The sequence below is a fragment of the Pseudoalteromonas sp. XI10 genome, from assembly GCF_001469895.1.
In the GTDB taxonomy this organism is placed as follows: Bacteria; Pseudomonadota; Gammaproteobacteria; order Enterobacterales; family Alteromonadaceae; genus Pseudoalteromonas.
In genome coordinates this window covers 139,457-154,430 of record NZ_LOPY01000040.1, presented here as the reverse complement: position 1 = coordinate 154,430, position 14,974 = coordinate 139,457, and the positions used below count along the sequence as shown (strand labels likewise).

The window sequence follows — 14,974 nt, the reverse complement described above, 5'->3', positions numbered from 1 at the left end:
GGTAGTATGAGCGAAAATGTATACCAGTTTATCGATGTACAACGTGTTGATCCGCGTAAAAAGCCAATTTCAGCACGTAAACAATCTTTCGTAGAAATCTACGAGCCGTTTTCTGAGACACAAGTTAACTCACAGGCAGATCGCTGTTTAGATTGTGGTAACCCGTACTGTGAATGGAAATGCCCAGTACATAACTATATTCCACAATGGTTAAAGCTCATTCGTACTGGCCGTATTTTAGAAGCAGCAGAGCTGTCTCACCGTACAAATAGCTTACCAGAGGTGTGTGGACGAGTTTGTCCACAAGATCGCTTGTGTGAAGGCTCTTGCACACTTGAAGAAGAGTTTGGTGCTGTCACTATCGGCAATATCGAAAAGTACATCACTGATACGGCATTTAAAATGGGCTGGAAACCAGATATGTCGTATGTGGTATGGTCTGACAAAAAAGTGGCTATCATTGGTGCAGGTCCAGCTGGTTTAGGTTGTGCGGATATTTTAGTACGTAACGGTGTTAAGCCTGTTGTGTTTGATCGTCACCCAGAAATCGGTGGTCTTCTTACGTTTGGTATTCCTTCATTCAAACTTGAAAAAGAAGTAATGCAAAAGCGTCGTGAAATTTTCACTGAAATGGGTGTCGAATTTCAGCTAAACACTGAAGTTGGTGTTGATATTACTCTTGATGAAATATTGGCTGAATATGATGCCGTATTCTTAGGTGTTGGTACCTATCAAAGTATGCGTGCAGGCCTTGAAAACGAAGATGCTGATGGTGTGTTTGATGCACTGCCGTTCTTAATTGGTAACACAAATCGAGTTATGGGCTATGCAGAAGATAAGCAAGCTTATATCGATATGGCGAACGAAAAAGTCGTCGTGTTAGGCGGTGGTGATACAGCAATGGACTGTGTGAGAACCTCTATTCGACAAGGTGCTGCAAAAGTAACCTGTGCTTATCGTCGTGACGAAGAAAACATGCCAGGCTCAAAACGTGAAGTTAAAAATGCCCGTGAAGAGGGCGTAGAATTTACCTTTAACGTTCAACCTAAAGGCATTGTGGTCGACGAGCAAGGTAAAGTTGCTGGCGTCAAGATGGTGAAAACGCAACTTGGTGAGCCGGACGAAAATGGTCGTCGTCGTGCTGAAGAAGTAGCTGGTTCTGAGCATGTTATTGAAGCAACCAAAGTGCTCATGGCGTTTGGTTTTAAACCTCATAAAATGGATTGGTTAGAACCGTACGGTGTTGAAATCAATCATTGGGGTGGTATCAATGCACCAGAAAAAGGTGAATTTACTCACCAAACAACCAATCCTAAAATCTTTGCTGGTGGCGATATTGTCCGCGGCTCAGATTTAGTGGTAACAGCTATTTTCGAAGGCCGAAATGCCGCTGAAGGGATTATGGATTACTTAGACGTTTAACTCTAAAGCGCCATTTAACATTTTTAAAAGCAAGCTACCGAGCTTGCTTTTTTATTGCCTATTTTTTAGCTGTTTAGAGAATCAAATCAAGATTCAGAAAAATAATGAAAAAACAACGCTTATTACCTACAATCTATGAATGAATTTTACAGTTAAACAGAAAAAATTCATTATTTCGTACTAACTCCATATTTGCTCCATATTGTTGCGTTTTAATGTTTATCAGAGGCAGAAGCCCATCTGAATATTTGATGCTAACAACATGGATAAAAAGAAAATGTTTTGCGAACACACAAATAACGAGCAGTTAAGCTTTTTTCAGCCAAGTTCAAAATCTGAAAATGATTTACTCAATGAGGTCATGAATAGTGAAGACCTGCACGATATTCTGACTATGGTTTTACTAGATGAAACCTTATCAGACGCCCTTAAAGCGATGGTGAAGCAACAACTAAAAACAATAAAAAAAATATAAAACGGAAATAAAAATGCCGCAGATATTAGTCGTTGAAGACGACTTAGATATTGCAGAACAAGTGCTGTTGTTCTTCAATGCATCTGGCTTTACTACTCACCACATCACTGATGGAAGTGCTGTGGTGTCGTGGGTTAAAGAAAATAGTCCAGATGCAATAATTCTAGATGTAATGTTACCCAATTTAGATGGCGTGGAGTGCATGAAGCAGATCCGCGCTTTTTCTATGGTGCCTATTATTATGGTAACCGCTAAAGTCGAAGAGGCTGATAGGTTGAAAGGGCTAGAGCATGGTGCTGATGACTATGTCTGTAAACCTTTCAGCGGTGCAGAGCTGGTGATGCGTGTTAAAGCTATTTTAAGGCGCTGCGCGCCAGTATCTAGTGGCAATGAAACTGTTGAAACGCCAGTTACTATTTGCTTAAACGAAGATGCGCTTGAAGTTGAGATTAAAGGCGTGTCTTTGGGTTTAACTAAAGTGGAATTTGACGTATTTAAGCTTTTGTACAAAGCCCCTAAGCGCGTTTTTTCAAGACAGCAGATACTTGATCATATCCAACCCAATAACTTTGATATTACCGACCGCGTAATCGACAGTCATATCAAAAATATTCGCAAAAAACTAAAGAATTTACAGTTCTCTCCTAAGATAGTCGCTTCCGTTTACGGTGCAGGCTATCGCTATGATGAACGTCAAATCGATTGATTTGGCGTTCATCGCTTTCATATCAGTTACACAAAGTACGTTCACCTTTTCGAATAGAATGGCTGAACACATACACTGATAATTCTCTTGCTTGAATATCTTGCCAAATGCGTTTGCTAGGACTAGGGCACAACGCATAATGTAAATATTGGCTTAACGCCTCACCTTCAAGGGCTATCGCAGTAGGCGTTTGTACATAGACCTGAATCGCATTAGTTGAGTACTTTATTTGATTTAAGCGCCACTGGCCCATTAAGAATTGCTTTGCAAAGAACTGAGAAATACGTTGTTTAGCAGCTTCAGATAGTGGAGGGTACTCTATTGGCTTTTCGTAGCTTGCATAATAGAGCCCTGCACTTAACATTATGCTGGCAAGGGCCGCGTAAATTGGCAGTGGCGACTTTTTGGTTTTTTTAACTTTGCTTTGGCGGTGTTTACGCTCAACAGATTTTGCCCATTGAGCGTGCTTTAATGACTCTGACATGGTTCCATTCCACAGTAGTTTATAGTGCTATTTAAGCAATAAATTGTGGTGGAAAAATGGAGAGGCTTATTTATTGCCTAAAGGCAGTAATATTCTGATACATAAGCCACCTGACTTACCTGGTAACGCGTTAATATTACCTGACATCAACTCGACAAAACTCTGACAAATCGATAACCCTAAACCTGAACCTCCTGATGCGCGGCTACGAGACTCTTCAACACGATATAAGCGATCAAAAAGTTTGCTTATATGTGCTTTACCGACACCTGGGGAAGTATCATCGACTTGAATGAACAGCTCTTGCTTGCTGGCCCGAACTTTAAGGCGGACATGGCCTGGCGTGTCTGTGTATAGACACGCATTAGTAAAAATATTGTTGAGGATTTGGTCGAGCTTTTGTTTATCTACCGTGATTTCAACATCATTAGCAATAACAATGTCAGCAAAAAATGTGAGCTGATGACTGCAAACATAACGGCGCATGTCTTGCTCGTATTCAGCAAAAATTTGCGCGGCATTATATTGTTGAAGGTTCAATGTAAGGGTTTTGTTTTCAGCTTGAGATAACTGGTACACATCTGAAATTAAGTTATTAAGTTGCGCAATCTTGCCATTAATTTTGCTGTAGGCGAGATCGCGGTTTTCCTGAATATCGAGCTCAAGCGCTTCTATATGCAGTTTCAATACACTCAGTGGAGTGCGTAATTCATGAGAGATATCAGCAAGCATTTTGTCTTTTTCAATTAAGTTATATTGATAAAGCTTGGCTTTAAATAACGCTTTTCGATGCTTGAAGTAATAGAGCACTAACGCAAGGGTACTAAACAACAAAACAATACCAGCAGATAACAACCAAATCTGTTTTTCTAGTCGCTGGTTATTCATTTGTGCAGTTGCGAGTTTGTTTTTTTGAATTTCATCATCAATACGTTGCTGTTGCTCGATTGCTGTTAATTGCTTTTTATTCTTTTCAACGGCTTTATTTAAATGCTCTTCAAATAAAGACTCAGCAAGTTTATTTTCAAGCTTTAGCTGCTCAGTTGCTAACTTGTAATCACCGATAAGTTCAGCATAAATTGCGGTATAGCCGTGCTGTTTTTGATTCAATAAGCGGTTATTGATATCAGTTAACAACTCTTTTGTTCGATTTAAATAAAGAGCAATGAGCTCAGGGTTTTTAAGTGCTAAATGTAATTCAATTAAGTTAAAGTAAGAGTAAATTTTACTTAAAGCCGAGCCAGATTTAAGCGCTGCGTTGAGCCCAGACTCTGCACTACTGAGCGCCATATGCTGGTTGCCTATTTTCAAATACAGTTGCATCAACGTATGCTTCGCCGTCGCCATATTCTCATAGGCATTGATATCGGCTAAACGGGTATAGGCGTTATTTAATAAGGGGAGAGCCTGCTCTAAATCACCTCGTTTATACACCAGCTTGGCCAGCTGTAAGCTGGTATCTGCAATATTCATTTGGTTTTTGGTTTTAATATCAAACTCGAGTGCTTTTTTATAGAAGTACTCAGATTGAGAGAGGTCATCAAGCCTGTGAGCAAGGTTTGCTAAGTTATAAAAATTAGTGGCAACTAGTTCATAATTATCGCTGTTTTCTAATAACGCTTGTGCTTTTACTTGATGATGCATTGATTGTTCAAGATCATTCAGCGTGTCGTATAGTGAACCTAAATTGCTATGGCTTTGTGCTTGTAGGTTTTTGTCCTCAAGCTCGTTCGCAAGCGCTAAGGCTGCCATATAATGATTTTTTGCTTCTATTGTTTTTACTTGGCGACGGTAGTTGATCCCTAGCTCTTTTTGAATGTGGTATTGGTCTTTTTTACTTAAACTCGCAAGCTTTTGTAATGGCGATAACAGTTCAATCGCTTTGTTGTAATGACCTTGTTTACGTAAAAGAGGCGCTTGTGCCATTGCAACTTCGGGGCTCGATGTCGCGTTATTATTATCTTTGTATTGCTCAAGAATAGTGAGTGCTTCACTGAGCTTGCCTTGGTTCTCAAGGTCAGTGACTTGATTTAATAGAGAGCTAGGTAGTGAGGTTGCTACACACGAAAAAGAGAGTAAACATGTAGCGATAAGTAAAGAGTATTTCATTTGTGGTTAGAATAAGCTTAATGTGTTCTTATACTAACCAGCAAATGTGTGCAAATTATGGAGCTAGTAGCTAACAAAATATACTGACAAAATCTTACCTAGTTATATAGTGCTGCAATAAATTCAGTAAAACCTGAGTTGTTATTATTTTTCACCTTTTTGTACCATTATCAAAAATTTCTGATTGTATTCAATAGACTGAAGCCTAGAATTAGCTTGAACATAATTTATACACAATTAGGTTAGTGATAAATAATTTATTTACCATTTTTACTAATAATAAAGTTTTGGTTAATTCTTCAGGTGAAAATACAATGAAAAAATCTATCTTATCTGTATTGATGGTTTGCGGAGCCGTTGCTACAGATGCTTCGGCAAATAGCTGTACAGGCGAGCTTTATGGTATTAACTCTGGTCGAGGTCATTTAGGCGTTGTTTTTTCGCTTGATGAACAAGCCCAAACTGCAGCAATTCATTCAAAAGCGAAGTTTTCTTCAGCGGCAATGGCGTTCGATAGTACTCGTAATCGTTTGTATTATGTATCAGCTCCCCGAGCTTTAACTTATAAGCTAGATCCGAGCTCTTTGAACTTATCAGATGATGAATTAAAAGACTTACCAATTAAAGGCGAAAAGTATAAATATACTAAATTAGCTTATGTTGACATGGAAACAGGTGAGCATGCAGAAGTGGCTCGTTCAAAGCCAATGACTCGATTAGCATATGACCCAAATCGTGATGTTATTTACGGCTCTAAAGGCAGTAAGTTATATGTTATTTACCCAGATTCTGGTGAAACCCAGTTTGTAGGCAATATGACTGGTTACGGAAGTAGCTTAGATATTTTCCGTGGCGATATGGTTGTTAAAAATGGTGAAGTCTATTTAGTGTCTGCAACCAGCGTTTTCTCTTTAGACCTTTCTACACTTGAGTTATCGAAAAAGTCTGAGCATGGTTTAACGACAGTGACAGGTGCAGCACTTGACCAAAATGGTGAGCTGCTTATTTCACGCGAAGTAATAAACGATCAAGGTAATTACAACGTAACTAAACTTTATAAAGCGTCGATTGAAACGGGTAAAACCTGTGCAATGGGGACTTACCCGGTGCGTATAAATGATTTAACGGTAAACACATTAAAACCGGTTGCGTGTTACGCCCAGCCAACCTGTAGTACAGGAGCTGAGTCGTTTGTTATCACGAGTATCGATAAAGAGCGGGAAGCAACTTGGCAAAATTATACAATGAATGCTTATTTATTCGACAAACCTGTTGCAAAACTAATGAGCTCTGCAAATTTTGGCGAAGGTGGAATTGTAAATAAAACACTGTCGATTAATCATGACTTTGCTGCTGCAAATTCTATTACTGAAGCAGCTATCGACTCTTACGACACAGATATCTTTTTCATGGGAAGTTTCTATAATACAGACTTCACAGATACAGAAATTCAAGAGCTTTATAATTGGTCAAAAAAATCAGGAAATGTAACCATCATAGCAGCTGATTCTGATATGCCGAATGAAAAAGTGTATGCAAAGTGGGGTTATACGGTTACTCGTGATGGCTATGTCGATGGTCCAAATACACAAAATCCTGATGGTGTAAGTACTCAAGCTCAGCAAGCTATTTTTGCAGGCCCATTTGGCGGTGTAACTAGTTTCAATCAAGCAGGTGGTGCGAGAGGGTATTTTTCTGTGATGCCGGCAGGTACACAAGTATTAGCAGTCAATCAAGATGGCTTGCCTACGATTGTGTTGGACTCTGAAACTGGCGACATTCTATTATCTGATAACGGTATAGTTAACTCGCAGAATAAAGAGGGTAATTATACTGATGGAACAGGTGTTTCAAGCATGACTGAGCGTTTATTTATGAACTTAATTAATTTCGCGAGTGAAATTGAGTAAGTTTAATATATAAATGACTCTAAAAAATCGCGAAGTATTTTTGCTTCGCGATTTTTATATTTAACTATGATTTTTTACCAACAGCCTGTGAGGGTGCTTTTCACTCTATTAGTGTGCTGCTTAACAAGTAAATAATTAACACCAACAAGCAATGTATGGCTGACAGCTAAAACAATCAACAAAGACGATATGCTTTGTGTTAATTGATTAACTGCTAGCATGCTAATTAGCATTAATACCAAAGATGAATTTAACGCAGTTTGTAGCAACTGCTTAAAACGTAAATGCTTCCAACGACTCCAAATAACCAACAAAAATGCGGTAGTCGGGAGAGCAATTAAAATACATTCAAATAAAATAACAATTAATTGCGCACCTTGATAAGCTGAATCAGCTGTTGCCCCCTGTGAATGACTTGAAATCAGTGCAATCAAGCCAAGCACTAAAGCGGTAAACATATTTTTAGTATTCATTTCTAAACTCTAACCAACTTAAACTCTCAACAGTATTAATTATCAACTTATGCATGTGCGCTAATTAGTTCTTTGGCATTCGCTCTTGCCATTTTACTGATGTTGTCGCCAGCAAGTAGTCGGGCAATTTCATCGATACGGCCATCTTTTGAAAGTTTATTCATTTGTGTAAAGGTTTCGCCGTTTGCAATTTCTTTGGCTACAAAAAATTGCTGATGTCCAGAGCTTGCAACTTGAGGCAAGTGAGTCACACAGATAACTTGGGTTGATTTACCTAATTGGCGCAAAAGCTTGCCGACTGCAGAAGCAGTAGGGCCAGAAATACCTACATCAACTTCATCGAAAATGAGGGTCGGCGTTGTAACACGCTGAGCAATAATTACCTGAATAGCTAAACTAATGCGCGATAATTCACCACCAGAGGCCACTTTAGACAGTGCTTGTAGCGGTTGACCCGGGTTGGTCGATACCAAGAACGACACAGTATCAAAACCCATTGCACTTGGTGCTTTATCGCTAGCTTGTTGAATATCAATAGCAAACTTACCGTTTTCCATCGATAAATTCGCCATACTATCACTAATTAACTGATTAAGCGTATCCGCATAATTATGGCGGCTTTCACTTAATAGTTGAGCTGCTTGTTTGTATTGCTCAAGGGCATCGCTGATTTCGCTTTCAAGTGCAACAAGGCGGTCACTGTTATAACTAATTGATGCTAATTCTTCGGCAACTGATTGATGAAATTCAACAAGCTCTTCTGGCTTTATGTGATGTTTACGGGCAAGATCCATAGCACCTGTTAAACGAGTTTCAACTTCGTCTAAGCGCGCGGGATCTAAGTCGGTAACATCAACATAGCTGCGTATCTCGCGGCTTGCTTCTTCAACTTGAACGGCAGCTTCACTCAGTAGTGATGCTATGCTAGATAAGCTCTCATCGTAGCTTGCTAGTTCTGCAAATTGTTGAGCACTATGTTGCAATAATGAACACGCACTTTGCTCATCACTTTCGTATAAGTGTTGTAGCTCACGTTGGCATGACTCTAAAATAGTCTGGCTATGGCTTAGTTTATGATGCTCAGCTTCAATCTCTTCAAATTCACCCGGTTGCAGAGCAAATTCATCTAGTTCGGCTACTTGATACTCAAGTAATTGCTTTTGAGCTGCCTGTTGCTGCTGTTGTTGTTCAAGCTGGTTAAATTCTTTAAGTAAGGCTTGGTAGGCTTTAAAGCGTTCTTTAACATCAGCTAATAACTGATTGTGGCCGGCATAGGCATCAAGCAGATGTAGCTGGTGTTCAGCTTTTAATAAATGTTGATGGGCATGTTGCCCGTGAATAGAAATTAAGTACTGACCTAACTCTTTTAACTGTGCAGCAGTAACTGAGCTGCCATTAATATAGCTTTTGCTACGGCCATTTTTGCAAATAACACGGCGTAGTAAACATTCGCCTTCGTTGTTTGAGAGTAAATGTTGCTCTAAAAAGTGTTGGGCAAGAGGGAGTTTGCTAATATCAAATTGTGCGCATATTTCTGCACGATCAGTACCAGGGCGAACGGCACCAGCATCAGCGCGTTCACCTAAACATAAAGAGAGGGCATCAATTGCAATTGATTTACCCGCACCTGTTTCACCTGTAATGGCTGTCATACCATTGTGCCACTCAGTACTTAAATTACTTACAATGGCAAAGTTTTTAATTTCTAACCCGATTAACATACTGTTTATCCATCCAGCTAATTAACTGTTAATTTATACAGTGTTTTCGGGTTTTGCAAATTAAATTTTTAAGCTTTGCTTAATTCTGACAATTGATTTTCTGGTGTGAAATCATCTGACGCTTGTGTGCTCTGGGCTGGCGGCTGATCGTCTTGTAAATCGGCTGGGGGCTGATATTTAATTACTTCAATGAGTGATGGAAGGGACTCTTGGTAAAACGCTTTGTTATATTCAATGCCATTGTAAGGTAATTCAGCTATGAAATACTGTAACCTGTCTGCAAGCTGATCAATCTGTTCTGGGCTTTGTGCTTTACTGGCTTCCATAATGATAGTATTGAGCAGTAAATCGCTAATGTATTCAAGATATGTGAGGTTTTCTTCGTTATGGGCTTGTACAACAAAGTAATTGCTAGTGATCATGCTCAAACGCGAGATGTTCTTCGGACGAATGATTTTACTCTCGCTGAAATCAATTAACTTATCTTTAAAATCATTATTGATTTCTTTTACTCGTTGATTAAAACGTTTTTTTTCAGCTTCAATAGCCTTACGACGGTTGCTCTCAACCATCCAGTAACAACCTAGCAAGGTGATCAGTAATAACAGAGCAAGAAAAACGATATAGCTCATTTCGCCTTAGAATCCTTAAAAAATTACAGCATTAAGTTTGATTATTTTGCGCTATTCAATCTGCCTTGGCAATCAATTGAGATAAAAAAAGCCGCTTAAAATAAGCGGCTTCCCCAGTTTAACTTTTTCCTTAATACATTGTAGTAAGAGTATTCTTTTGGGTGAATCAAACGCAGACGCTTATCTGCTTTCTTTATCACCACTTCATCGCCAGGTAATACAGCTAAAACCACATGACTGTCACAACTAACTTGTAGGCTGTCGGTATTTTCAAGACTGAGCTTTAAACGCACTTCGTTGTCGGCATCAACCACAAGAGGGCGGCTTGATAATGTATGCGGGAACATAGGCACAAGTGAAATTGCATTGAGCTCAGGGGTCAAAATAGGCCCGCCGCCTGATAATGAGTAAGCAGTTGAGCCTGTAGGTGTTGAGACAATTAAACCGTCTGAGCGTTGCGAGAATACAAAGTCGTTGTTGATAAAGGCCTCAAACTCAATCATGTGGGCAACTTTATCAGCATGAAGTACTGCTTCATTCACTGCCAAGTTTGCACTTTTGAGTTCGGCATGGCGATATACTTCAACTTCAAGCAAAAAGCGTTTTTCTTCGAGGAACTGGCCACTTAATACTTGTTCAAGGCTGGCTTCGAAACCTTCTGGGTTTAAATCAGTTAAAAAGCCTAGATTACCACGGTTTACACCAATTACGGCAACATCAAAACGCGCTAAAACTCGAGCTGCGCCAAGCATATTGCCATCACCGCCGACGACTATGGCTAAGTCTGCACGTTCACCTAAATCAACCAATTTAACTAGGTTTTCTCGGGGAAGGTCTTCAAGTTGGCGGCCAGTGCGCTGTTCTACTAGCACTTCAAAACCCAAGGCTCGCAAAAATGTGTGCAGGCGAGCAAGTGTGGCAGCTGCCCCGCTGTGATTAGGTTTGCCAATTAAACCTATGGTTTTAAACGGTGAATCCATGTTATTTGCACTTAAACTTTCATATCGCTAGATTACATTAAAAATTAATGCTTTGAAAATAACTTGAAATAAACTTGCTGCGCCCAAATATCCACTGGCAAGTAGCAAGATGTATAAATTATGAAATTAAATCCGCGTGACCAACAAATTTTTTCAGCTGTAATGAGCCTTTACTGTAATGGTGAAGGTCAGCCTGTTGCCTCTACCCGTATTGCCAAACAAAAAGGTATGGCGGTATGCTCAGCTACTGTGCGCAATGCAATGGCTCGGCTAGAAAAAGTGGGCTTACTCTATTCGCCACATACTTCTGCTGGCCGCGTACCTACCAATGCAGGGTTTGATTATTGGCTCAGCGAATTCTTTGCATTGCCTGAAATCGCAACTTATTGGCAACCTGAGCAAGCACAATTAGTTGAGCTCGCCCATGGTTTGAGTCAGCGTTATAAGGTGTGTTGTTGTGTGGGCTTACCTCAAGTCAGCTCTCAGCTGGTCTTTCGAGTAGAGGTGCTTGATTTTGATGGTAGCAATTGGCTTATTCTACTTATCGATAGAGCAGGGCAAAGCCATAACATTTGCATCACTAAACCTGAAGACTCATCTGATGCCGTTCGTTACCAGTTTGCGACTTGGCTTAATACAGTGTTTAGTCAGCAAACCTTAATGGAAGGCTTATATCGTATGCAGGCCATGGCAGCCACTGCACCACATAATTGCCATGACTCTTTAACACAATGGACTCGGCAATTAAGTCAAAAACTCGGTTCAGACAACAGCATTGTGGTAGGTGAAAACTACCTTTACCGCCAAGTTGATTGCCAAACCAGTTTAAACATTGGTGTATCGTTTTTAAATTTTGTTGAAGATAAACTCGCATTTAAAAATGGGTTATCGGTGTTAAACACAGAACAATTGCCATTTACAGACTGTAATGAGTTGATGGTGATCAGCGTTCCTTATTTTAATAACCATGAATACCAGAGCCGATTTTGTGTAATTTGTCCAAAATCAGCGCAAATAGAAGCAATCATCCAAGAATTTAAGTTAATCGGCTCATCAGCCTCTTGAATCTTTTAATTCAATCCCCATAATTACCGCAATTGTAAAGAATTGGAGCATGTAAGCTATGTCTGAGCAGACAAAATCACCAGAGCAAGAAGTTGAACTAAACGAAGAATTTGAACAAATGCAAGCTGAAGTAGAAGCTGCAGAAAAAGCGGCTGAACAAGTTGACGGCGAAGAAATGAGCCCTGAAGCTGAAATCGCACTACTACACAGCGAATTAGAAGCGGCTAAACAAACGATCAACGATCAAAAAGACAGTGTTGTTCGTGCTGCTGCAGATGTTGAGAACATGCGTCGTCGTGCCGCTCAAGATGTAGAAAAAGCGCATAAATTTGCACTTGAAAAGTTTGCTAACGAATTACTACCTGTTATCGATAACCTAGAGCGTGCGATTGAGTTTTCTGATAAAGAAAATGAGCAGCTTAAGCCTGTGCTTGAAGGTATCGAAATGACTGTTAAGAGCTTTAATGATGCGGTATCAAAATTCGGTGTTGAAATTGTTAACCCACAGGGTGAACAATTTAACCCTGAATTCCATCAAGCAATGTCAATTCAGCCAAGCAATGATGTAGCGCCAAATACTGTTCTTGCAGTAATGCAGAAAGGTTATACATTAAATGGCCGTTTATTACGCCCTGCAATGGTTATGGTATCGAAAGAAGCTGAATAAGCTTTAAAGAGATATAAAAAATGCCTGTTAATTACAGGCATTTTTTTTGCCAATTATGTTTAAGTATTTAACTCGTTTGGTATTGTTTTCGATGCCAAAGCTGCACGAGTAAGATAAGTATCAGTGCGCTGAACATCATCGCAGAAAACGGAATCGCACTTTGTGGGTGAACAAAAGCAAGGATAGGCCCAACTAAAGCGCCACTACCGAATCTCAGGGTACCAATAACAGCTGTTGCAGTGCCTGACTTTTCCTCAAATTGCATCAGTATTAATGAGTCTGCATTACTCGCGACAATACCCAAGCTCATCATCAATGGTGCGATGGTGGCAACGATAAAATACAGCGATAAATGCATCACACTGAATAACAACAATGCCCCACCAGACACAAAGCCAATACCTAGCCCAATAAATAACAGTTTACGAGAGCCTAAGCGCGGCACTAAACGCGTATTCATAAAGTTACCGAACATTAAAGCCAGCACGTTAAAGGCGAATAACACACCGAACAATTGCTCATCTACTTTGAAGAAATCGAGATATACATAAGGTACCGATGTTAAAAAGCAAAAGAATGCAAATGAGGCAAACATTGAGCTGGCAATATCGGCAAGGGCACTACGACGAGAAAATACCGTTTTATAACTATTAAAGAACAGTGCCAAACCACGTTGCTGACTCTTAAAGATTGGAATATCGATTAAATGAATTTGCACCAAAGCTAAAATGGCAAAACTATAAGCAGCTAATGCGATGAAAATGACCTGCCATGTTGAAATTCCCATGATTAATGAGCCTAGAGTAGGGGCAATTAACGGGGCAACCATCATAATCATCGAGACATAAGACATGCCCTTGGCGGTGTTCTCTCGGTAAATGTGGCGAATAATACCCGGCACTACGACTGTCGCAGCGGCACCAGTGAATGCTTGCACGGCCCTTAAAGACCAAAATAATTCGATGTTAGTACAAAATGCCAGTGCTAATGAGCTGATGCCAAATAGCGCTAAACCCACCTTAGCGAGTAATCGCCTACCAAGCTCATCGGCTATCGGGCCAAAAAACAACATACCCAGGGCATAACCCGCCAAATAAATACTGAGCGAGATTTGCACATTTGGCATGGTAGTTTGTAAGTCGTTGGCAATCACCAACATGGCCGGTAAATATAAATCAATTGCTAAAGGCGTAATTGCGACAATACTTGCCAGTAAAGGTAATAAAATGCGTTTGTTTAAAGTCTCAGGGGAAGGCATTGTTTACTCATTCATCAAACATTAGGTCACTATTGTAGCAGTGTGAGTCACTGTGGTGAACTTAGTTTGCCTGCTAAGTAAAAGAATTAACCAAATGATAACAACTGAGCGGGTGATTGTTCATTTTCATATAAAATTAAGCAATGCTTTGCTATATTAGCCACAATTACACTAAGTATTTGAAGGACTAGTATGAAAAAGTTAATCATGGCAGTGTTAGCCACCGCTGTTTTAGCTGGCTGTAAAACCTCTCCAACAGGGCGTACACAAATCGCGCTTTATTCAGACCAACAAATGAGCCAAATGGGTCAAGCAAGCTTTGCTGAAATGAAAAAAACACAGCCTGTTAATACCGATCCTGGCGTCAATGCTTATGTGAAATGTATTGCCGATGATGTTATTGCCGTTTTACCAAACGAGTATGCAAAGCAGTCTTGGGAAGTTGTTGTGTTTGAAGAAGACTCAGCAAACGCATTTGCATTACCGGGTGGCTATATTGGCGTTCATACAGGTTTATTAAAAGTTGCTGTAAATCAAGACCAATTGGCAACGGTACTAGGCCACGAAGTTGCACACGTTATTGCAGAGCACTCTAACGAGCGTGTATCACAAAATGCACTGTTACAAACAGGCCTGCAAGTTGGTGGTGCAGCACTTGATATGGGGAATGTGCAATATCGCGGCGAAATTATGCAAGCCTTAGGTTTAGGCGCACAGTATGGTGTTGTTTTACCATTTAGCCGCTCACATGAATCAGAAGCAGATATTGTTGGCTTAGATTTAATGGCAAAAGCAGGGTTTAACCCAGAGCAATCAGTGTCGCTTTGGCAAAATATGAGTGCAGCTGGTAGTAGCGGTACACCTGAGTTCATGTCGACTCACCCAGCACCAGGTAACCGTATTAAAGAGCTTCAAAAGCACATGTCGGATGCATTAAAAGCCCAACAAGCCGCTAAAGCAAAAGGCAAAACCCCACAGTGTAAACTGTAAAGAGTATCTATAGAAATTAAAAAAGCCTGTACTCAGTGATGACTACAGGCTTTAATTTTTTCAGCTTTCAGCTTTCAGCTTT

At 40.0% G+C, this 14,974-nt stretch carries 14 protein-coding genes; 7 read left to right on the top strand and 7 right to left on the bottom strand.

The window, feature by feature from the left end; translation table 11 throughout:
* Positions 1-6: 6 nt before the first annotated feature.
* The 3 genes from AUR67_RS10425 to AUR67_RS10415 all read left to right on the top strand — a co-directional run bounded on the left by AUR67_RS10425 (position 7) and on the right by AUR67_RS10415 (position 2,603).
* Positions 7-1,422 (top strand): FAD-dependent oxidoreductase, encoded by a 1,416-nt coding sequence (locus AUR67_RS10425; protein ID WP_058585227.1) that lies wholly within the window; start codon positions 7-9, stop codon positions 1,420-1,422.
* A 262-nt stretch (positions 1,423-1,684) separates the two neighbouring features.
* The gene (locus tag AUR67_RS10420; RefSeq protein WP_235575464.1) at positions 1,685-1,897 is read left to right on the top strand and encodes a hypothetical protein; all 213 of its coding nucleotides are present in this window, start codon (positions 1,685-1,687) and stop codon (positions 1,895-1,897) included.
* Between the two features lie 13 nt (positions 1,898-1,910).
* The gene (locus AUR67_RS10415) at positions 1,911-2,603 is read left to right on the top strand and encodes a response regulator (RefSeq protein ID WP_058585226.1); all 693 of its coding nucleotides are present in this window, start codon (positions 1,911-1,913) and stop codon (positions 2,601-2,603) included.
* A 22-nt stretch (positions 2,604-2,625) separates the two neighbouring features.
* Here AUR67_RS10415 and AUR67_RS10410 read toward each other — a convergent pair whose 3' ends face one another.
* Positions 2,626-3,087, bottom strand: a complete 462-nt coding sequence (locus tag AUR67_RS10410; protein WP_054561715.1) for a hypothetical protein — start codon at positions 3,085-3,087, stop codon at positions 2,626-2,628.
* Positions 3,088-3,153: 66 nt separating this feature from the next.
* Positions 3,154-5,196: an ATP-binding protein gene (locus tag AUR67_RS10405; protein WP_058585225.1), complete on the bottom strand. Its 2,043-nt coding sequence runs from the start codon at positions 5,194-5,196 to the stop codon at positions 3,154-3,156.
* Positions 5,197-5,510: 314 nt separating this feature from the next.
* Between AUR67_RS10405 and AUR67_RS10400 the strand changes: the two genes are divergently transcribed.
* On the top strand, positions 5,511-7,106 hold the full coding sequence (locus AUR67_RS10400) for a hypothetical protein (RefSeq protein ID WP_058585224.1): 1,596 nt from the start codon (positions 5,511-5,513) through the stop codon (positions 7,104-7,106).
* Positions 7,107-7,180: 74 nt separating this feature from the next.
* Here the strand turns inward: AUR67_RS10400 and AUR67_RS10395 are convergent, their stop codons facing one another.
* The 4 genes from AUR67_RS10395 to nadK all read right to left on the bottom strand — a co-directional run bounded on the left by AUR67_RS10395 (position 7,181) and on the right by nadK (position 10,912).
* Positions 7,181-7,579, bottom strand: coding sequence for a hypothetical protein (locus tag AUR67_RS10395; protein WP_058585223.1), 399 nt, complete (start codon positions 7,577-7,579; stop codon positions 7,181-7,183).
* A gap of 47 nt (positions 7,580-7,626) precedes the next feature.
* Positions 7,627-9,300 carry a DNA repair protein RecN gene (gene recN / locus AUR67_RS10390; protein WP_058585222.1) on the bottom strand — a complete coding sequence of 558 codons (1,674 nt, stop codon included), beginning with the start codon at positions 9,298-9,300 and terminating at the stop codon, positions 7,627-7,629.
* Positions 9,301-9,368: 68 nt separating this feature from the next.
* A complete protein-coding gene (locus AUR67_RS10385) occupies positions 9,369-9,932 on the bottom strand; it encodes a hypothetical protein (RefSeq protein ID WP_058585221.1) in 564 nt (187 codons plus the stop codon).
* Positions 9,933-10,027: 95 nt separating this feature from the next.
* Positions 10,028-10,912, bottom strand: coding sequence for an NAD(+) kinase (nadK, locus tag AUR67_RS10380; protein ID WP_054561709.1), 885 nt, complete (start codon positions 10,910-10,912; stop codon positions 10,028-10,030).
* A 120-nt stretch (positions 10,913-11,032) separates the two neighbouring features.
* Here nadK and AUR67_RS10375 point away from each other — a divergent pair, with 120 nt between their 5' ends.
* Both AUR67_RS10375 and grpE read left to right on the top strand, forming a co-directional pair.
* Positions 11,033-11,977, top strand: a complete 945-nt coding sequence (locus AUR67_RS10375; protein WP_058585220.1) for an HrcA family transcriptional regulator — start codon at positions 11,033-11,035, stop codon at positions 11,975-11,977.
* 58 nt (positions 11,978-12,035) lie between these two features.
* Positions 12,036-12,644, top strand: coding sequence for a nucleotide exchange factor GrpE (gene grpE / locus AUR67_RS10370; RefSeq protein WP_054551515.1), 609 nt, complete (start codon positions 12,036-12,038; stop codon positions 12,642-12,644).
* Between the two features lie 67 nt (positions 12,645-12,711).
* Here the strand turns inward: grpE and AUR67_RS10365 are convergent, their stop codons facing one another.
* A complete protein-coding gene (locus AUR67_RS10365; RefSeq protein ID WP_058585219.1) occupies positions 12,712-13,902 on the bottom strand; it encodes a Bcr/CflA family efflux MFS transporter in 1,191 nt (396 codons plus the stop codon).
* Between the two features lie 192 nt (positions 13,903-14,094).
* Between AUR67_RS10365 and AUR67_RS10360 the strand changes: the two genes are divergently transcribed.
* Positions 14,095-14,892 (top strand): M48 family metallopeptidase, encoded by a 798-nt coding sequence (locus tag AUR67_RS10360; protein WP_054561706.1) that lies wholly within the window; start codon positions 14,095-14,097, stop codon positions 14,890-14,892.
* The last annotated feature ends 82 nt before the right edge of the window (positions 14,893-14,974 follow it).